Origin of the sequence: Mesorhizobium ciceri biovar biserrulae (assembly GCF_001618845.1) — a bacterium.
GTDB lineage: Bacteria > Pseudomonadota > Alphaproteobacteria > Rhizobiales > Rhizobiaceae > Mesorhizobium > Mesorhizobium ciceri.
Window position 1 is genome coordinate 2251705 of record NZ_CP015064.1, and the last position, 18518, is coordinate 2270222.

At 63.4% G+C, this 18518-nt stretch carries 21 protein-coding genes, 2 pseudogenes and 1 riboswitch; of the genes and pseudogenes, 14 read left to right on the plus strand and 9 right to left on the minus strand.

Translation table 11 applies throughout. From position 1 onward, the window contains the following. Positions 1 to 80: 80 nt before the first annotated feature. The 6 genes from A4R29_RS10160 to A4R29_RS10180 all read left to right on the plus strand — a co-directional run bounded on the left by A4R29_RS10160 (position 81) and on the right by A4R29_RS10180 (position 2522). Entirely contained in the window at positions 81 to 290 is a 210-nt protein-coding gene (locus tag A4R29_RS10160) for a cold-shock protein (RefSeq protein WP_010915421.1), read from the plus strand. A gap of 359 nt (positions 291 to 649) precedes the next feature. Then, positions 650 to 877: a hypothetical protein gene (locus tag A4R29_RS10165; RefSeq protein WP_013532399.1), complete on the plus strand. Its 228-nt coding sequence runs from the start codon at positions 650 to 652 to the stop codon at positions 875 to 877. Then, positions 877 to 1284 (plus strand): hypothetical protein, encoded by a 408-nt coding sequence (locus tag A4R29_RS10170; RefSeq protein ID WP_063171831.1) that lies wholly within the window; start codon positions 877 to 879, stop codon positions 1282 to 1284. Before A4R29_RS10165 ends, A4R29_RS10170 begins: the two co-directional genes overlap by 1 nt. Position 1285: 1 nt before the next feature. After that, the gene (locus tag A4R29_RS32975; protein WP_013532397.1) at positions 1286 to 1453 is read left to right on the plus strand and encodes a hypothetical protein; all 168 of its coding nucleotides are present in this window, start codon (positions 1286 to 1288) and stop codon (positions 1451 to 1453) included. A gap of 55 nt (positions 1454 to 1508) precedes the next feature. After that, a complete protein-coding gene (locus A4R29_RS10175) occupies positions 1509 to 1829 on the plus strand; it encodes a YkgJ family cysteine cluster protein (RefSeq protein WP_032809400.1) in 321 nt (106 codons plus the stop codon). Positions 1830 to 1910: 81 nt separating this feature from the next. Continuing rightward, positions 1911 to 2522: a LysE family translocator gene (locus A4R29_RS10180; protein WP_013532395.1), complete on the plus strand. Its 612-nt coding sequence runs from the start codon at positions 1911 to 1913 to the stop codon at positions 2520 to 2522. A 95-nt stretch (positions 2523 to 2617) separates the two neighbouring features. Here the strand turns inward: A4R29_RS10180 and A4R29_RS10185 are convergent, their stop codons facing one another. The 3 genes from A4R29_RS10185 to A4R29_RS10195 are packed head-to-tail and all read right to left on the minus strand — an operon-like array spanning position 2618 to position 4509. Beyond that, positions 2618 to 3004 carry a nuclear transport factor 2 family protein gene (locus tag A4R29_RS10185; RefSeq protein WP_063171832.1) on the minus strand — a complete coding sequence of 129 codons (387 nt, stop codon included), beginning with the start codon at positions 3002 to 3004 and terminating at the stop codon, positions 2618 to 2620. Between the two features lie 16 nt (positions 3005 to 3020). Continuing rightward, positions 3021 to 3467, minus strand: a complete 447-nt coding sequence (locus A4R29_RS10190; RefSeq protein ID WP_063171833.1) for an OsmC family protein — start codon at positions 3465 to 3467, stop codon at positions 3021 to 3023. Between the two features lie 34 nt (positions 3468 to 3501). After that, the gene (locus tag A4R29_RS10195) at positions 3502 to 4509 is read right to left on the minus strand and encodes a zinc-dependent alcohol dehydrogenase family protein (RefSeq protein ID WP_063171834.1); all 1008 of its coding nucleotides are present in this window, start codon (positions 4507 to 4509) and stop codon (positions 3502 to 3504) included. 102 nt (positions 4510 to 4611) lie between these two features. Between A4R29_RS10195 and A4R29_RS10200 the strand changes: the two genes are divergently transcribed. Beyond that, positions 4612 to 5247 (plus strand): TetR/AcrR family transcriptional regulator, encoded by a 636-nt coding sequence (locus tag A4R29_RS10200; RefSeq protein ID WP_063171835.1) that lies wholly within the window; start codon positions 4612 to 4614, stop codon positions 5245 to 5247. A gap of 87 nt (positions 5248 to 5334) precedes the next feature. Here the strand turns inward: A4R29_RS10200 and A4R29_RS10205 are convergent. The 4 genes and pseudogenes from A4R29_RS10205 to A4R29_RS10220 all read right to left on the minus strand — a co-directional run. Next, a pseudogene (locus A4R29_RS10205) lies at positions 5335 to 5706 on the minus strand (type II toxin-antitoxin system HicB family antitoxin); the annotation flags it as partial. Positions 5707 to 5930: 224 nt separating this feature from the next. Then, on the minus strand, positions 5931 to 7586 hold the full coding sequence (gene groL, locus A4R29_RS10210) for a chaperonin GroEL (RefSeq protein WP_013532389.1): 1656 nt from the start codon (positions 7584 to 7586) through the stop codon (positions 5931 to 5933). Positions 7587 to 7648: 62 nt separating this feature from the next. Continuing rightward, entirely contained in the window at positions 7649 to 7945 is a 297-nt protein-coding gene (groES, locus tag A4R29_RS10215) for a co-chaperone GroES (RefSeq protein ID WP_006203049.1), read from the minus strand. Between the two features lie 164 nt (positions 7946 to 8109). Continuing rightward, the gene (locus A4R29_RS10220) at positions 8110 to 8907 is read right to left on the minus strand and encodes a class I SAM-dependent methyltransferase (protein WP_013532388.1); all 798 of its coding nucleotides are present in this window, start codon (positions 8905 to 8907) and stop codon (positions 8110 to 8112) included. On the opposite strand from A4R29_RS10220, the gene A4R29_RS10225 reads away from it, so the two are divergent. Continuing rightward, a complete protein-coding gene (locus A4R29_RS10225) occupies positions 8906 to 9874 on the plus strand; it encodes an ATP-grasp domain-containing protein (protein WP_244506941.1) in 969 nt (322 codons plus the stop codon). The two genes, A4R29_RS10220 and A4R29_RS10225, sit on opposite strands and share 2 nt — an antisense overlap. A gap of 8 nt (positions 9875 to 9882) precedes the next feature. Here the strand turns inward: A4R29_RS10225 and A4R29_RS10230 are convergent, their stop codons facing one another. Then, a complete protein-coding gene (locus A4R29_RS10230) occupies positions 9883 to 10509 on the minus strand; it encodes a TetR/AcrR family transcriptional regulator (RefSeq protein ID WP_063171837.1) in 627 nt (208 codons plus the stop codon). Positions 10510 to 10633: 124 nt separating this feature from the next. On the opposite strand from A4R29_RS10230, the gene A4R29_RS10235 reads away from it, so the two are divergent. From A4R29_RS10235 to A4R29_RS10245, 3 genes are read left to right on the plus strand one after another with little or no spacing between them, the layout of a single operon-like run. Further along, positions 10634 to 11821 carry an MFS transporter gene (locus tag A4R29_RS10235; protein ID WP_063173637.1) on the plus strand — a complete coding sequence of 396 codons (1188 nt, stop codon included), beginning with the start codon at positions 10634 to 10636 and terminating at the stop codon, positions 11819 to 11821. 12 nt (positions 11822 to 11833) lie between these two features. Then, positions 11834 to 13111: a D-arabinono-1,4-lactone oxidase gene (locus A4R29_RS10240; protein ID WP_024504859.1), complete on the plus strand. Its 1278-nt coding sequence runs from the start codon at positions 11834 to 11836 to the stop codon at positions 13109 to 13111. Next, on the plus strand, positions 13111 to 14250 hold the full coding sequence (locus tag A4R29_RS10245; protein WP_063171838.1) for an alanine racemase: 1140 nt from the start codon (positions 13111 to 13113) through the stop codon (positions 14248 to 14250). The genes A4R29_RS10240 and A4R29_RS10245 overlap by 1 nt, the downstream gene beginning before the upstream one ends. Positions 14251 to 14255: 5 nt before the next feature. Here the strand turns inward: A4R29_RS10245 and A4R29_RS10250 are convergent, their stop codons facing one another. After that, positions 14256 to 15089 (minus strand): AraC family transcriptional regulator, encoded by an 834-nt coding sequence (locus A4R29_RS10250; protein WP_063173638.1) that lies wholly within the window; start codon positions 15087 to 15089, stop codon positions 14256 to 14258. 235 nt (positions 15090 to 15324) lie between these two features. Continuing rightward, positions 15325 to 15531, plus strand: a riboswitch (cobalamin riboswitch). Positions 15532 to 15696: 165 nt separating this feature from the next. On the opposite strand from A4R29_RS10250, the pseudogene A4R29_RS10255 reads away from it, so the two are divergent. The 3 genes and pseudogenes from A4R29_RS10255 to A4R29_RS10265 all read left to right on the plus strand — a co-directional run bounded on the left by A4R29_RS10255 (position 15697) and on the right by A4R29_RS10265 (position 18496). Beyond that, positions 15697 to 16483: pseudogene (locus tag A4R29_RS10255) on the plus strand (ABC transporter ATP-binding protein). A gap of 49 nt (positions 16484 to 16532) precedes the next feature. Further along, positions 16533 to 17480 (plus strand): ABC transporter substrate-binding protein, encoded by a 948-nt coding sequence (locus tag A4R29_RS10260; protein ID WP_063171839.1) that lies wholly within the window; start codon positions 16533 to 16535, stop codon positions 17478 to 17480. 29 nt (positions 17481 to 17509) lie between these two features. Next, a complete protein-coding gene (locus A4R29_RS10265; RefSeq protein ID WP_081714386.1) occupies positions 17510 to 18496 on the plus strand; it encodes a FecCD family ABC transporter permease in 987 nt (328 codons plus the stop codon). The last annotated feature ends 22 nt before the right edge of the window (positions 18497 to 18518 follow it).

Here is an 18518-nt window from a genome sequence, read left to right on the forward strand (position 1 = left end):
TCCCACATCAAAAATCGGGACAAACGACGTTGTGCATCCGCATGGCGTCGAACGAATATTTGCCATGGAAAGGGTTCGTCATGAGCACCGGCACAGTTAAATGGTTCAACGCCACCAAAGGTTTTGGTTTTATTCAGCCTGACGACGGCTCGGCCGACGTTTTTGTCCACATCTCGGCCGTAGAGCGCGCCGGCATGCGTGACATCGTCGAGGGCCAGAAGCTCGGCTACGAGATGGTCCGCGACAACAAGTCGGGCAAGATGTCCGCCGACCAGTTGAAGGCGGCCTGAAAAACGAATTCTGCTCTCCCGGTGACCACGGATGTACTGGCACCGGTGAGTGGCGAATTCGGGCGCATGGCCGCGGAGACCTGAGTTTCCACGGCATATCATGTGCATAAGCAGGGCGTTCCCGTGCGGTGCATCCTTTTGGATGTCATCTGGTTGCGCGACGCTCTCATGGAAGGTCAGGCGGTGCCTGGCCTTTTTCATTTTCCGCGCCTTGCCGCCGAAAGTGCGCTGCGCGCCGGCCTGGACGTGCTAAGGGACGCTCCAGCAATTTGAATTTGCCGCGCGTATTGCTTTGTGCGTGATCCTGACCGAAGACCCGGTCTCGCTCCATCGGCACAGGCTCCTGACAGGAGAAAGATTTGACCACCAGTTCAAAGACAACCGTCGATCAGGCCGTGTCCCTGTTCAGCAAGACGCAAACCCAGTCGATGTCGCTCAACCGCATCAATTCCGAGCGCGACGCCGTCAGCGAGGCACGCGAAGCCAAGACCGCGCGTCTGCGCGAATTGCGCCTGGAGAAGGAGGCCGACGAGATGGCCGCCGCCGCCGCGCTAGCCGCTTTGCCGAAGCGGGCCGGACGACGCTGATGGCCACCAAACGCGTACCGCCAACACCGATCGCCGCCGACGCAACCATTGCCGATATGGTCGAAGGCCTCGACAAACCGGTCGAATTCGTCCGGCGTGTGCTGGAAAAGCTCGAACGCTGCAAGCGTGCCCACGGTGATGCCCAGGTTCGCGTCGGCGTGCGCGGCCGCGCCGAATGCCCGAACTACCTGATCGAGTATGTCCGCGAAGACGCCAGGACCCATGAGCGGGTGACGTATCAGGACGCCGCCTACAGCGGCAGCACGCATCGCGAGCTGGCAGCCCATCACATCGAGGCGGTGAAAAACTGGTCGCCCGAGGAAATGAACATCACGGCCGTTTCGGCGCTGATCGGCCGCCTGCGCAATCCGCGCGCCCCATCATCGCGCTTCGCCGACGAGGACTGACATGGCCATAAAATTCTCCTCCAAGGATCAGCCGGCAGCCTCGGGTGCTGCGGCAAAACCGGCCAAGCCGGTTGCCGCGCCGAAAGCCGGCGACGCCACCGAGGCCGCGACCGACCTGTTCAAGTCGCCGGCGGATTCGCCGAAGGGCAAGACGGCCAAGAAGAAATAGCGCGTTGCCGCAAGACGCCGATCACAATCCCGCCGCGCCAGGGCTGTCCGCCCTGGTGGCCGCCGCAAGCGTTTTGTCGTCGCAACAGGGCACCTTCGATTGCCAAAGCTGCGGTGCCTGCTGTTCCTATTCGGCCGAGTGGCCGCGCTTTTCCACCGAGGATGACGCACAGCTCGACCGTATCCCGGAAAAATATGTCGCATCCGACCTGTCAGGCATGCGTTGCGAGGGCGTGCGCTGCTCGGCGCTCTCCGGCGAGATCGGCAAGTCGACCGCTTGCGGCATCTACGACGTGCGGCCGGACGTCTGTCGCGCCTGCATGCCCGGCGACGAGGAGTGTCTGATGGCACGCCAGGCGCTCGGATTACCGGTGTAGCCAATCTCCCGTCGCCTCCGCTTGTGCGCCGACCCGCAGCCCGGTACCTTCCTGGCCGGGTAGGGTGCCGGAGGAACCATCGTGAGCATCGAATTTCTGTTGACGTCCCTGATTGTCGTGGCTTCGCCCGGCACCGGCGTTCTCTACACGCTGAGCGCCGGCCTCTCGCGCGGTGCGCGGGCCAGCGTCATCGCCGCCTTCGGCTGCACGCTCGGCATCATCCCGCACATGGCCGCCGCCATCACTGGCCTGGCGGCGCTGCTGCACACCAGTGCGCTCGCCTTCGAGACGCTGAAATATCTCGGCGTCGCCTACTTGCTCTACATGGCCTGGAACACGCTGAAGGAAAAGGGCGGCCTCAGCGTCGAGCAGGATGTGACGCCGCGCTCGGCCGGCAAGGTGATTGCCACCGGTATCCTCGTCAACGTGCTCAATCCGAAACTGTCGATCTTCTTCTTCGCCTTCCTGCCGCAGTTCGTCAGCACCACCGAGCCCAATGCGCTGTCGAAAATGCTGGAACTGAGTTCCGTCTTCATGCTTTTGACCTTCGTGGTTTTCGTCGGCTACGGCATCTTCGCAGCCTCGATCCGCAGCCATGTCGTCTCGCGGCCAATGGTGTTGACCTGGATGCGCCGGACCTTCGCCGGCGCCTTCGTCATGCTCGGCGCAAAGCTGGCGCTGGCCGATCGGTAGCGGGGAGCGGTTCAGTCTCGCTGATCCGCTCTCCTTTGTTGCGCTATTCCGGGCGAAAAGCGGTTATGCGCTTTCGGGGCATTGCTCGGCGCGCGCTACCCCTTCACATAGCCCATCGCTTCGACGATCCGCCCATCGGCCACACGCATGAGGTTGACGCCGCGCAGCGAATTGCCGTCGGTCATGAAATAGCGCCAGCGGATCGTTGCCCGGTCACCGGCAACGAAGGTTTCCTCGATATCGAAGCGCGTGCCGGCCTGGGTCGCGATCGCCGTCCAAAGCCCGACGCACGCTTCCTTGCCGGCATGGCGGGCGCCGTCCGGCGCCGGCACGGTGTTCTCGATCACGCAATCGTCGGCCACCAGCTCGGCGAGTGCCGAAGGATCATGGCGCTGGAATACGTCGTTGTAGCGCCGCATGATCTCGGCCGTCTGCTGGGACAGACCGTACGCGTTTGCGTCCATGACAAGCTCCTGTGTCATCTTCTTTCTCCTGGCTTCATTGACCTTTGGTGGCTTCGACGAGCGTTGCCTTGAGGGTGATCTGAGACACGCCGCCAAGGGCCCGCGAGACGAGGCAGCCCGCCTTGGCGGACTGTGCAAGGCGCTCGAATTCATCTTCGGCAAGTCCCGCGACCTCTGCCTCGGTTTCGAGTTCGATGCGGGTGATCGTCGGACCGGCAGCGGTTGCGCCAAGATGCACCTTGGCGACGGTGCTGATGCTTGTCGGGACATGATTGGCGTTGCCCAGCATGGCGCTCAGCGCCATCGAGAAGCAGCCTGCATGCGCCGCGGCGATCAGTTCTTCCGGGTTGGTGCCCAGACCGTTCTCGAAACGCGACGGGAAGGAATAGGCGCCTTCGAAGACGCCGCTGCCGAGCCGCAACCGGCCCGAACCTTCCTTCAGCGTCCCTTGCCACTTGGCCGAGGCTTCACGAATTGTCATGGTCGTTCTCCCTTGGGTTTGAGGACTCGATGGGTCAGGCGCCGTCGATGATCACCTTCCCGAAGACGTCGCCCTGCTGGAAAAAGCGGTAGGCATCGCCGGCCTCGGTGAAGGCGAAGACCTTGTCGATGACGGGCCGCAGGCGGTGCTGCGAGACGGCGCGCAGCATGGCTTCGAGATTGGTCCGGCTGCCGACGAACAGGCGGCTGATGGTGGCGAGGCTGCGCTGGTAGAGTGCCGCCGGCAGCTGGATCGATCCGCCTTTCGCATCCTGCAGCGTCAAGAGCACGATGTGCCCGTAAAGCGTGCTGGCGATCAGCGACTGCGCGAAGGTCGCCGGGCCACCGGTCTCGACGACGAGATCGATGCCGCCGGTCTGGTCGCGGACGGCCGCACCCCATTGCGGCATATCCGGTGTCGAAATCACCAGGTCGGCGCCCAGCGCCCGCAGCCTGTCGGCTTTCTCGCCGCGCGAGGTGACGACGGCGACATGGCAGCCGAGCAGCTTGGCGAACTGCAATGCAAAGAGCGAGACGCCGCCCGAGCCGATGACCAGAACCCATTGGCCGGGCTTCGGAATTCCGGCGCCCGTCACCGCATTCCAGGCGGTCAGGCCGGCGCAGGTCAGCGTTGCGGCCTCTTGCCAGTCGAGATGATCGGGCAGCCGCACCGCCCATTGTTCGTCGAGAACCGCATATTCCGCCAGCATGCCGTCCAGCGTGCAGCCGAGCTGGTCGACGAGCCCGGCATGGATGCGGCCATCGATCCAGCGCGCGAAATAGCTGCCGGTGACACGGTCGCCGACGGCAAAGCGGGTGACGGCAGCGCCGACGGCGACAACCTCACCAGCCCCGTCGCTCAGCGGAACGACGCCTTGGCGTGGCGGCAGCGGATAGGTGCCGTTGAGGATCATCGTGTCGCGTCGGTTGAGCGATGTGGCGCGAACGCGCACCACGATCTCATGCGGTTTCGGCTCTGGCTGCGCCGCCTCGCGCATCACCAGGGATTCGGTCCCGGATCCTTCGAGGCGGTAGTTGCGCATTTCGTTCTCCTCAAGGAATATATAGACTGATCTACATATTATGTAGACCGATTGTCATATTCTGCGCAAGGCCTATAATGATTCCTACTGACAGAGGTTGACATGGCCAACGACACCCGCACCCGCATACTCGAGACGACTGGGCTGCTGCTCAGGCAGCGCGGCTATCACGGCACCTCGCTCAACGACATATTGAGCGCCAGCGGCGCACCGCGGGGCTCGCTGTATTTTCATTTTCCCGGCGGCAAGGACCAATTGGTCATCGAGGTGACGCGCGCCAGCGTTGCCGACGTGACGGAGAGGCTGGGCGAAGCGCTGGCCGCCGAAAAGGATCCGGCGGTAGCCGTCCATCATATCTACCAGTCGGTGGGGCGCATGCTGGAAGACAACCAGTTTTCACTCGGCTGTCCGATCGCGCCTGTCGTGCTGGACTCGCCCACCGACGTGCCGGAACTGGCGGAGTTGTGCCGCTCGGCCTTCGAACAGTGGATAGGTCTGCTGCGGGACGCCTTCGTCAGGGCAGGGGTGCCCGCGCGCCGCGCGCATGCATTGGCACTACTGGTCGAATCGTCACTGGAAGGGCTGATGGTGATCGCCCGCGCCACAAGCGACCGCGCCCCGGTACAGGCCGTGGCCGATGAGGTGGCGGCGTTGATCGAAGCCGCGGTGCTTGATGGAGTAGGCCGCAATCGCGACGCGGCGATTTCCGCGGTCGGGATATCCTCACCGGGGACCTAACGTTGCGACCGCGCCTGATGTGGTCAACGCGGCAAAGACCCAGCGTATTCCAGCCATGCAGCCGAAGGCAGTGGGCTTTTTGCGCAGCTAATCCACAATGTCTTTGCGAGCAGCTGAAGCAAGGAAGGCCGAGCGTGTCTGTCCACGTTCACGCGCCGTCGCATCGATAGCTTCGAGCAGGCCCAGATCGAAAGATACGTTGATCCGCGTCGTTGATCCGCGATCACGGATCAACGGAATGACAGTCGTCATGGCGCCGTCGCGATCCTCCGCCAGTTCTGGATCGCTCATGATGGCATCGAAGTCGCGCGGCGGCGGAACGGGATCGCCGTCCATTTCCAGCATGCGGACATGGCCCGACAGCGCCTCGACGGCGTTGCGCACAGCTTCGTCGATCGTAACTCCGGCCGAGATGCAGCCAGGCATGTCGGGGAAGCTCACACCGTAGATGCTATCCGGGTCTTTGTGAAAGCAATGTAACGCAAGCTTCTCACTTTTGGTTCAGGAGGCCCGCCTGCTTCAACAAAGCGCGAACGGTTCCTGTCGGTATATCCCTTACGCGGATGTGGAATTGTAACGCGACCTGTAGACGACAGCCAACACCCGTTCTGACGCGTCCTAAAAGAACGAAAAAGGGCGGCATCGCTGCCGCCCTTTCCGTAAGCTTAGCCAGGTTGGCTGGATTAGAAATCCATGCCGCCCATGCCGCCCATGCCGCCGCCGCCCATGCCGCCAGGCATGCCGCCGCCAGCCGACTCCTTCTTCGGAGCCTCCGCGATCATGGCTTCGGTGGTGACGAGCAGGCCGGCGACCGAGGCCGCGTCCTGGAGAGCGGTGCGGACAACCTTGACCGGATCGACGATACCCATGGCGATCATGTCGCCATAGTCGCCGGTCTGGGCGTTGTAGCCGAAGGTCGCGCCCTTGTTCTCAAGGATCTTGCCGGCAACGATCGATGCTTCCGCACCGGCGTTGGCCGCGATCTGGCGGGCCGGAGCCTGCAGCGCACGACGAACGATGTTGATGCCAGCGGCCTGGTCGGCATTGACGCCGGTGGCCTTGATGTTGGCCGAAGCGCGCAGCAGCGCGACGCCGCCACCAGCAACGATGCCTTCTTCGACGGCCGCGCGGGTCGCGTTGAGGGCGTCATCGACGCGGTCCTTCTTTTCCTTGACTTCGACTTCCGTCGCACCGCCGACGCGGATCACCGCAACGCCGCCCGCGAGCTTCGCCAGACGTTCCTGCAGCTTCTCCTTGTCGTAGTCCGAAGTGGTCTCTTCGATCTGCTGCTTGATCTGGGCAACGCGGCCCTGGATCTCCGCCTTCTTGCCGGCGCCGTCGACGATGGTGGTGTTCTCCTTGGAGATCGACACCTTCTTGGCGCGGCCGAGCATGTTGAGGCCGACGTTCTCGAGCTTGATGCCGAGGTCTTCCGAGATGACCTGGCCACCGGTGAGGATGGCGATGTCTTCCAGCATGGCCTTGCGGCGATCGCCGAAGCCCGGCGCCTTGACGGCGGCGATCTTCAGGCCGCCACGCAGCTTATTGACGACCAGCGTGGCCAGAGCCTCGCCTTCGACGTCTTCCGAGATGATGAGCAGCGGCTTCGAGGTCTGCACGACGGCTTCGAGAACCGGCAGCATGGCCTGGAGGTTGGACAGCTTCTTCTCGTGCAGGAGGATGTAGACGTCCTCGAGCTCGGCAACCATCTTGTCGGCGTTGGTGACGAAGTAGGGCGAGAGATAGCCGCGGTCGAACTGCATGCCTTCGACGACTTCGAGTTCGGTCTCGGCGGTCTTGGCTTCCTCAACCGTGATGACGCCTTCGTTGCCGACCTTCTGCATCGCTTCCGCGATCATCTTGCCGACCGACTCGTCGCCATTGGCCGAGATCGTGCCGACCTGGGCAACTTCCTCGGAGGTTTTGATCTTCTTGGCAGCCTTGCCGAGCGCCGAGACGACTTCGGTCACGGCCAGATCGATGCCGCGCTTCAGGTCCATCGGGTTCATGCCGGCGGCAACGGCCTTGTGGCCTTCCTGGACGATCGACTGCGCCAGAACGGTCGCGGTCGTGGTGCCGTCGCCGGCGATGTCGTTGGTCTTCGAAGCAACTTCGCGGACCATCTGAGCGCCCATGTTCTCGAACTTGTCCTCAAGCTCGATTTCCTTGGCGACGGTGACGCCGTCCTTAGTGATGCGCGGGGCGCCGAACGACTTGTCGATGACGACGTTGCGGCCCTTGGGGCCGAGCGTGACCTTCACCGCGTCGGCGAGGATGTTGACGCCGCGCAGCATGCGCTCGCGGGCATCACGGGAGAATTTTACGTCTTTGGCAGCCATTTTTAGCTCCTGGCAGGGGCTTTGATCGAGCCCGGGAATTCAGTTGACGGAAAGGCCTGATATCAGCCGATGATGCCCATGATGTCGGATTCCTTCATGATCAGAAGGTCTTCGCCATTGAGCTTGACTTCGGTGCCCGACCACTTGCCGAACAGGATGCGGTCGCCGGCCTTGACGTCCAGCGGGACCAGCTTGCCAGCTTCGTCACGAGCGCCGGAGCCGACAGCGATGATCTCGCCTTCCTGCGGCTTTTCCTTTGCCGTGTCGGGGATGATGATCCCGCCAGCGGTCTTGGATTCGGATTCGACCCGGCGAACGACCACGCGGTCATGAAGCGGGCGGAACTTCGACTTTGCCATTTTTTCTTCCTCGATGAGAACGGTGAGAAACAGTTCCTCCATCCGGCGGCGCCGGACATGTGGTTAGCACTCACCAAAGGCGAGTGCTAACGTGGCGCTGAAATAGGCTGGCGGCGCGCCGGAGTCAAGGCGCTCGGAGCGCCTCTTGGCGCATGATGATGAACTTACCGGTGCCTGGCCGAACCGAGCACCAGAAGCGGGCACCGTTCCGCCAGCGGATAGCTTCCGCTCGGCACGACGCGCACGTCGCCGAACCAGTTGGCTGCCTCGTTGGTCAGCGTGGCCAGCGTCGCGAAGCTGTAGCTTATGTCCGAGCCTGCATAGACGTCGATCGTGTTGATCGAGCTCATGCTCCATCCTGTTCGCGCGGCAAGAGCTTCGCGGTCCGGAAACAGTCTGCCGAATGCATCGCGGATCGTTGCCACCTTGATGGTAAAATCGCGGTCGTCGGTCGTACACGCCATCGCAATCCGCCATTTGAGCGCGTGGAAATTCTCGATCCCGCCGGCCAGAACCAGAGCTTCGATGCCGCACAGATCGTCCGCCGTTTCCGGTCGTGCGAAGACACGGATCGCTGCGCGCCTGCCAGGCTTCAGCACCCTGGCGACCTCGCCAAACAACGAACTGCGCGCCGCCTGGGAAGCGACCGCCGACAGGCATCCGTCGCCGATGACGGCGTCGATGCTTGCGCGGTCCACGGGCAGGTTAAGCCAGTTGCCGGCGATTGCCCGTCGCGAGCCGTCGTCGCCAGCCCATACGCCGGAAATCATGGCCGCCGACTGGTCGACCGCCAACATCGACTTGCCCAGAACTGCCAATTCCGGGGTAACCCCCAAGAGAAGGACATCGGCATTTCCGAGATCAAGTTCGCGATCGAATATAGCGACGGTTTCCGCTGTCGGCCGGAGCGGCGCTTCCAGAAGTTTCCAATGGCGGTGGTAATCGTCCCAATGATTTGTCATGCAATTCCATTGGCCCCCTGCACGCCTGGATTTTGGATATCACCGGGGCTTAATAGAGGTCGTTGGACAAGCCAAGACATTTCAAGGCATCTACAGACAGTCCAGGAGGTGGATAGTGGCGCGTATCGCCGTGATAACGCATGAGCATGACAGGTTCCTAGGCAGGCGCGATATTCTGCTGCGCAGGAGCAGCCCATACATGCTGTTCGACATTCTTGCGGAATTGAAAAGGCGCGGCCATTCGGTTCGGGTTCAGCAAGGCCTGTCGAAGCCGGTCAGCGCCGATATGGCGGTATTGCATGTCGATGCCACGGTGACGCCCACGGACTATGTCGACTATGCCCGGAGTTTTGCATTCTGCCTCAACATCGGCGCCGCCGACATATCCAAACGGCGGATCAGCGGTGCATTGATCGACAAAACCGACAGCTGGCAAGGTCAGGTGATCGTCAAAAGCAATCTCAACAATCGGGGAATCCCGGAGACGCTCCTCAACCGGCGATCCGAGCGCGCGGGCAAACAGCCGCCGTTTCCGCATTTGCCAATCTTGCACCCCTATGAGATCCACAGATCTCTCGGCGACGTTCCAGACGGCGTCTTTGATTGCGACGATCTCGTCGTGGAAAAGTTCATTCCGGAGAGAGAACCCGACGGTTTTGCTGTTCGTTTCTGGGTGTTTTGCGGAGAGCGAGAGCGCTGCACCCGCTACGTCTCCCCGAACGGCCTGGTCAAGGCATCGGAGACGATCCGGCGCGAGCCCGTCCCGGTGCCCGACGAACTGCGTGAGCGTCGGCGTGAACTCGGCTTCGACTATGGAAAATTCGATTTCGTCATGCATGAGGGCAGGGCCATCCTCCTCGATGCGAACAAGACTCCCGGCCGTCCGCAAAATCTCGTCAAGATGTTCGCGGCCGGCGCTTCGGATCTGACACACGGCTTCGAAGGCCTCGTCCATCGGGCGAAATAGGCGCGGCTCTAGAGGAACAGCCGCAGCTGCGTGTGAATGATAGACCGGTAATCCTCGATGGTCCGGCGGCTTTCCGCTTCGCCCTCGGCAAGCGCCAGGCGCACCACGCCGCCGGCGAGCTGGAAGATCAGCAGAACCATGCGTTCGAACTGCTCGCGCCTCTCGGGCTCGAGCAAGGCGATGACGTGGTCGCAGAACATTTTGGCTTGGTGCCGCGTTTCGGCGAGGTCGAGGTTCTTGAGCGCCTTGTCGGCCTGGATGGCGTTCTGCAGATCCTGGATGGCCGGATCGCCGGCGACACGGCTGAGATAATCATCGAGCAGCCGGTCAGCGGCCACGATGACATCTTTCGCCTCGTGGATTTCGGCGATGATCGTCGTCAGCTGTGCCCGGCTGACCTCTGAAAACCGCTCATAGAGCATCGCCAGGATCGCCGATTTGTTGGGAAAATAGTGGTAGACGGTGGCGATCGGCCCGCCCGCCAGCATGCCGACTTCCTTCATGGTGACGGCGTCGATGCCCTTCTCGCCGATCAGCCGCATGGTCGTCGACAGGATCGCATCGATGCGCTCGCGGCTGCGTTCCTGCTTGGGCCGGCGCCTCGGCTCGGTCGCCATTCTCTTCAATTCCGTCATGCACCGATCTTTCGCACGGTTTTCAAATTCCGGTTGACAAGAAATATGATCAAGTATCAGTTTCTGAAATGCTGACAGGTTGTCAGCTTTTTTGCCGCGCGGCAAGGACGTTGGGGAGGCGCCTTTGGCTTCGACAGATACCGGCCACGCAGGCAGTGGCGACTGGCTGGTTGGCAATCCGACCGGCTGGCAGCTTGCCTCGGCTCTGTGGATCGGTTCGGTCGGCCTGCTCATTCTTGGCCTGCAGCCGGTGCTGCTCGGCGCCCTCTATACCGAGGGCCATGTCAGCGGTGATGAACTGGCGCTGGTCGCCACCGCCGAGATGATCGCCATTGCCATCGGCTCGGCTGTCGTGGCGATGTTGCTCTCGGCGCACAATATGCGCTGGAAAAGTGCCGTCCTTCTGTTGCTGCTGGCGCTGGCCAATGTCTGGACGGCCCATGCCGCGAGCGCCAACATGCTGATTGCGGCCCGCGCCCTGGCAGGGCTCGCTGAAGGCGGTCTGGTCGCGGTCGCCACCGAATTGATCGCCCGTTCGCGGCGCGCCGAGCGCATCGGCGGCTATTTCGTCACCATGCAGACGCTGGCGCAATGCGCGCTCGCCCTGTTGCTGGCGCTCTATGTCATTCCGGCCGCAGGGTCGGAGGGTGGCTTCATCGTTCTTGCCGTCGTCTGCGTCGTGTCGCTGGCGGTCGCTTTCACTGTCCCAGGTGACTATGCCGACCTGCCCAAGGAAGAGAATCTGGCCAATGTGCTGACGGTTCCCTCGATGACCGCGCTGCTGTCGGTCTTCTGCTACTTCATGTTCTTCGGCGCGGTCTGGGCTTTTCTGGAGCCGCTAGGCGCGCAATACGGCATCGATGGCCGCACCGTCGGCCTGATCGTCTCGGCCAGCCTCGCGGTGCAGGTGTTGGGGGCGATGACGGCGACCGCGTTCGAGGCGCGCATCGATTATCGCCTTGCCATCGCGGCGATCGGCGTCGTGGCGCTTGTCAGTTCCCTGGTTCTTGCCAGCAGCCCCGGCCTGACGACGTTCTGGGTCGCTGCCCTGGCCATGGGCTTTATCCTGCTGTTCATCGTGCCCTACCAGATCCGTCTGGCGATCACCGCCGACGAGACGCGCACCGCTGTGCTGCTGGTGCCGGCAGCCCAGCTGTTCGGCCTGGCGATCGGGCCGATTGCGGCGTCGCTGCTCATCGACGGCAAGGATTTCCGGCCGGTGCCGGAATTCGCCGCCGCCAGCGCGGTGGCAAGCGTGGCGCTGCTCGGTCTCTTCGTTCTTGTGTCACGTCGCCGTCGTGCGGTTGCCTGAGCGGGGAGCGCCATGTCGAACACTTGGAGCAACTGGTCGGGCTTCGTAAGTGCCGAGCCCAAGCTGATCGCCAGCCCCGGCGATGCCGGTGAACTCGGTGATCTCGTCCGGACCGCGCCCGGCCCGGTGCGCGTTGCCGGCGCCGGTCATTCCTTCACACCGCTGGTGAAATCGCAGGGCACGATCCTGTCCCTGGAGAGACTGGAAGGGCTGGTCTCGCACGACGCGCAAAAACATCAGGCGCGGGTGCGGGCAGGGACCCGGCTCGGCCCGCTCATGCACATCCTGCAAGGCATTGGCCAGGGCCTGCCCAACATGGGCGATATCGACCGCCAGGCGATCGGCGGCGCGCTGGGTACAGCCACGCACGGCTCTGGGCCGACGCTCGGCGCCTATCACACGCAGCTGGAGACGGTGCAGATCGTCGACGGCCTTGGCAAGGTCCGCGACTTCAAGCGGGCAGGGGATCGGGACATGATCCACGCCATCGGTGTTGCGCTCGGCGCTTTCGGCGTGCTCACCGAAGTGACGCTGAACAACATCGCGACCTACCGGTTGCGCCGCCGCAAATATGTGCTGCCGATCACCGAGATGCTGCGTGATTTCGAGGCGATGATGGCCGCGCATCGCTCGGCCGAATTCTACTACATTCCGTTTTCCGGCTATGCGCAGTTCATCGCCAGCGATTTCAGCGATGCCGCACCCACCACGCGGCCGCCGGAAGAGGACGAGGCGGGTTTGAGGACACTGCGCAGGCTGCGCACTTCACTTGCCTGGCTGCCATCGCTGCGTGGCCGCCTGATCCGATCGGCGGCCGCCAAATTTCCCGCCGAGGACTACGTGCAGGACTGGCTCAACGTCTATGCCAGCGACCGGCAGACCAAGTTCAACGAGATGGAATATCATTTGCCGTTCGAGGAAGGGCCGAAGGCGCTGGCCGAGATCATCGAGCTGACCGAGAAGCGCTTTCCCGAGGTCTATTTCCCGATGGAGGTGCGCTCGGTCGCGCCGGACCAGTTCTGGCTTTCGCCATTCTACAACAGGCTGACCTGCTCCATCGCTATCCACCATGACGCCGCGAACGATCCTTTGCCGTTCATGCGGGCGGCAGAGCCGATCTTCCGCAGATATGGCGGCCGGCCGCATTGGGGCAAGATGCACAGCCTGAAAGCGGCGGAGCTGAAAAAGCTCTACCCGCGCTGGGACGATGCCATGGCGGCGCGCCGCGACATCGATCCGGAAAACCGCTTCGTGTCGCCCTACATGGCCGGCCTGTTCGGCATCGAATGATGAGCACCTATTTTTCCACCCTCTCGGATGCGCTGAAGACCGCCGGCATCTTCCGACCCTGCCTGCTGCTCGACCGCGATCGGCTGGACGGAAACATTGCCCTGGTAAAAGGGAGGCTGGATCCCGGCCTGGCCGTGCGGCTGGTCGACAAATCGCTCGCCTGCCTGCCGCTGCTTGCGCATATAGGCAAGGCGCTTCGCCATGAGCGCTTCATGACCTTCCACCCGCCGATCAGCGAGGCGGTGCTGAAGGCGTTTCCGGATGCCGATCTGCTCTACGGCAAGCCGATGCCGATCGGTGCGGCAAGGGCTGCGCTGGTGAAGGGTGATGCCGACTGGTCGCGTGTCTGCTGGCTGATCGACAGCGAGGAGAGACTGGCGGAATACGGTGCTCTCGCTGACGAACTCGGCATCGGCCTGCGCATCGCTTTCGAGATCGATGTCGGGCTGCATCGCGGCGGCTTTGCTGATCCCGCGGCCTTGTCGAAGGCGTTGAGCGCGTTGCCGGCCCGGCTGCATTGCGAAGGCGTCATGGCCTACGAGGCGCATGCGCCTCTCATTCCCGGCCTTTTCGGCGGACCGGCAAAGGCATTGGCGGAGGCGTCGGCGCAGGCTGCGGCGTTCGTCGCCTGTCTCGGCGCCGACCACCGCCGCATCCTGAACATCGGCGGCAGCAAGACCGCGCTGCTTCATCGTGGCGGCGCGGCCAATGAAGTGTCGATGGGCTCGGCCTTCGTGCTGCCCAGCGACTTCGATACGCCAGGCCTCGACGGCTTCCAGCCGGCGGCTTTCATCGCTACGCCGATCCTGAAAGTGGTCGAGCCGATGCTGCCTGGTCCGCCGGCCGTTACTCGCCTGCTGCAGGCGCTCGGCCGCTTCCCGCGCAAGGGCTGCTATCTCTATGGCGGCAAGTGGATGGCCGAGCCGGTCTTCCCCCAAGGCATGAAGACGAACGGCCTGCTCGGCCTGTCCTCCAACCAGCAATTCATGGGCTTGCCCGCCGATGCGACCGCAAGGCCAGGCGACTACGCGTTTCTAAGGCCGACGCAGAGCGAGGCCGTGCTGCAGCAATTCGGGTCGATCGCCGTGTTTTCCGGCGGAAAGGTCATCGATCGCTGGCCGGCGCTGCCGATGGCGTGATCGAGCTACGCCTTCACCGGTACCCAGATCTCCAGCCCGCCATTGCCGCTGTGGGCATCGAACTCCGGTCCATAGCGCTCGAATTCCGGTGCATCCGCGATTTCGTGACCGGAGGCGGGCAGCCAGCTGTTCCAGATCGTGTTGATCGTCCGGCGGATGGATGAGATGTGCTCGCGGTGCGAGAACACCGCATATTTCTGCGCCGGCACCCGCACCCGATAGAAGTCCTTCGGCAGATCCGCAAAGCCGGACACTTCGACGCCGACGACATAGTCGAAATTGCCCGCGTCGTCGCCGTTAAGGCAGACGCCGTAGAAAACGCCTGAGATCTCGCCGGGGATGTTGCCGATATAGGGTGCAAAACGCTGCCACTGCATCGGAATCCCGGCGCTGGTTTCACAGCTGTAGCGTTCGCCGAGGCCGGCGATCAGGAACGGCCGGCTGGTCTCGAAGCGCGGTGGTTCGAGATTGGTGAGGAAGGACTGGCCCATCAGGATCGGCTCCACGAGGTCGAGGTTGTTGGTCGAGCCTTGCGCGCGCACCAGTTCCGGCGTGGTGCCGAACTGATCGCGGAAGGCACGGGTGAACGCCTCATGCGAGTTGTAGCCGGCGTCGAGCGCGACGACGAGGATGTCGGGCGCTCCGCCGGCCAGCTTGCGCGCCGCCTCGGTCAGCCGGCGTGAGCGCATGTAACCCATCACCGAGCGGCCGGTTGCGGCGCCGAAGGCGCGCGTCACATGAAAACGCGACACGCCGCTGCTTTGCGCGACATCGTCAAGCGAGATCGCCTGCGGCAGATGGCTCTCGACGAACCACAGCGCTTTCTCGGTCGGGTTCATGGGGCTCCTTTTCGCATTGGCCGGATCATCTTGGCGTTTCCTGGCGCGGCCAGTTTGATCGAAATTGCGCATCCCGTGCAATCTGCGCCGATCCCATGGGCTTTCGCTTGACAGCGGGCCGCGTCATCTCCTAAGAATGTTATGTTATTACATAAAGTGAGCGTGCAATGCCTGTTTCCCTTAGCTGGCCCACCACTTCGTCCGAGAAATCCATTGCGAAGAGTTTGGTGGAAATCTACGCTGAAGTGGTGATGGTCCCCGAGCCGAAAGGCGAGGGGTGAAAAGGGAACACGGTGAGGCCTGTTCAGGTCGAGGCCGTGGCTGCCCCCGCAACTGTAAGCGGCGAGCAAAATCCGTGAATGCCACTGGCCGGCAAGGCTGGGAAGGCAGGATGGCGCAACGACCCGCGAGCCAGGAGACCTGCCATCACTGAGTTGACCGGACGGGGTGTGCCGGGAGGAAACGCGAGTCCCGGTCTTGTTGGCCGGTTCGCCAGCTTCCTTCCGTCGCCAGTTTTGGAAAGTGACGGAAAGTTGGACGGCTCCATCGATCATCGCATCACCATGCGCACGCTTTGCCGTCCCCGCAATCCGGCGGGCTGCAGCCGATGAGCGCAGCGCTTCTCGAAGCCCATGACCTCTGTGCCATGGCGAATGGGCGGAATCTGGTCCAGGCGGTCAGCTTCTCGGTGGCCGCTGGCGATCGCCTTGCCATCATCGGTCCCAACGGCGCCGGCAAGACGACGTTGCTGCGCATGCTGTCGGGCATGATGCGGCCAAGTTCCGGCGAGGTGAAGCTTGGCGGGCGACGGCTCGATGGGATTTCTGTCGCCGAGCGGGCACTGCATATCGCCGTGGTCGGCCAGACCGACCAGCCCGATCCGCGGCTGGCGGTGATCGATTATGTCGAGCTTGGCCGGGTCCCGCATGCCGGGCTGCGGCGCAGGCGCGAGGAACGCGATATCGTCGTCGACGCGCTGCGCCGGACCGGCCTGCTGCCGCTGCTTGGCCGCACCATCGGCTCGCTGTCGGGCGGCGAGCGCCAGCGCGCCCAACTGGCGCGCCATCGCCCAGCAGCCCAAAATCCTGTTCCTCGACGAACCGACCAACCATCTGGACCCGCGCGCCCGCGGCGAACTGCTCGACCTCGTGGCAGGCTTTGAGATGACGGTGATCGCGGTGCTGCACGATCTGGCGCTGGTAGCACCCTTCGCCACCAGGGTGGCGGTAATGAACCATGCCCGCCTGCAAGCGCTCGCCGCACCGCGCGAAGCGCTGGCCCAACAGCTGATCCGCGAGATTTTCGGCATCGATGTGCTGCGCCTGCGCCATCCGACCGAGGATCGAGAGTTGACGGTGTTCGAGGTTCCGAACCGTGCCGCGCCGCCGTCGTGATTGAAGCCGTTCCATAGTCGACCCGATCCCACCCACAAGGAGCATACCCGTGAAACGCCTCGCTTTTTCGCTTGCCGTCTCGCTGCTGACCTCGACCGCCTTCGCCTTCCCGGTAACCGTCGACAGCTGCGGCAAGCCGCTGACCTTCGACGCGCCGCCGAAGCGCGCTGTCATCCACGATCTGAACATGGCCGAGATGGCTTTCGCGCTGAAATTGCAGCCGTCAATCGTCGGCCTGACGGGCATCACCGGATGGTACAAGGTCGGTTCCGAATTCAAGGCAGAGCAGGGTTCGATCCCGGAGCTGGCGCCGAAATATCCGACGCTCGAAAACCTCGTGGCCGTGGAGCCGGATTTCTTCTTCGCCGGCTGGTACTACGGCATGAAGCCGGGTGGCGAGGTGACGCCCGACACGCTTGCCCCGCACGGAATCAAGACGCTGGTTCTGGCGGAAAGCTGCGTCCATCTCGACAAGAGCCGCCCCGCCGCCTCGATGAACCTGCTCTATGGCGACGTCGAAAAGCTGGGCAAGATCTTCGGCAAGGAGACAGAGGCTGAAAAGCTTGTCTCTGGCTGGAAGGCGCAGCTCGCCGACATCACCGCCAAGGTCGGCAGCGCCAAGGGCACGCGGGTGTTCCTCTACGATTCCGGCGAGGACAAGCCGTTCACCGCAGGCAAGTTCGCCATCCCCAGCGCCATGATCACTGCCGCCGGCGGCGACAACATCATGGCTGACATGGACACCAGCTGGGGCAACACGGATTGGGAAACGGTGGCGTCGCGCAATCCGCAATTCCTCATCCTGCTCGATTACCAGGACGGTGGCGGCTACAGGAAGCTGCTCGATTTCCTGAAAGCGCATCCGGCCATGAAGGAGACAGACGCGGTCAAGAACGAGCGCTTCGTCGCCCTCCGCTACGCCGAGCTGACGCCCGGACCCGCCAACATCGAAGCGATCGACAAGATCGCCAAGGCCATGCACCCGGAAGCATTTTGAGCTTGCGCCATCCGGCATTTGCGTTGGCCATGCTGGCGGGAGCGGCGGCGATCGCCGCTCTCGCTCTGCTGTCGATCGCCTATGGCTCGACGCTGATCCCGCTGGCCGACGTTGTAGCAGCGCTTGGCCGCGCAATCGGCTTAGGCGGGCACGACGTGTCCGGGCCGGTCGGCAAGATCGTCGTCGATCTGCGGCTGCCGCGCACGATCCTGGCCATCTGCGTCGGCGCGGGCCTCGGCGTCGTCGGCGCGCTGCTGCAGACAGTGACCCGCAACGATCTCGCCGATCCGTTCCTGTTCGGCCTGTCGTCGGGCGCCGCCGCCGGTGCTGTTTCCGTCATCACCGTCTTCGGCGACAGCTTTGGCATCTGGACGTTGCCGGTCGCGGCCTTCACCGGCGGCATATTGGCCGCCGGCGTCGTCCTGCTGCTGGTCGCGCGGGTGAGGGGCCAAGGGCCGGAGCGGCTGATCCTCGCCGGCCTTGCCGTGTCCTTCATGTTCACCGCCTTGACCAACTACCTGGTCTTTGCCGGCGACCAGCGCGCCGCCCACTCCGTGTTGTTCTGGACGATGGGCGGCCTTGGCCTGGCGCGCTGGGACAATATCTGGTTGGGCGCGCTGGGTGCGGGCACCATTCTGGCTTACGCGCTGTGGAACCACCGCCGGCTCGATGCCTTCCTGGCCGGCGAAAACGCCGCCGAAAGCCTTGGCGTGCCAGTGGCGCGCATGCGCCGAATGACGTTTCTCGTCGCCGCCTTCTCGACGGCGATCCTGGTCTCTGTCGCCGGGGTCATCGGCTTCGTCGGGCTGATGATCCCGCATCTGTCGCGGCCGCTGGCAGGCCCCTTGCATCTGCGCCTGGTTGCCAGCTGCGCCGTCTTCGGCGCGGTGCTTTTGCTGGCCAGCGATCTTCTGGCCCGAACGCTGCTGCCGCCGCAGGAACTGCCGATCGGCATCATCACCAGCTCGGTCGGTGCGTTCTTCGTCGTCACCATGCTGATCCGCAACCGGCTTTGAGCGCGTTTGGCAACCGGTCGCC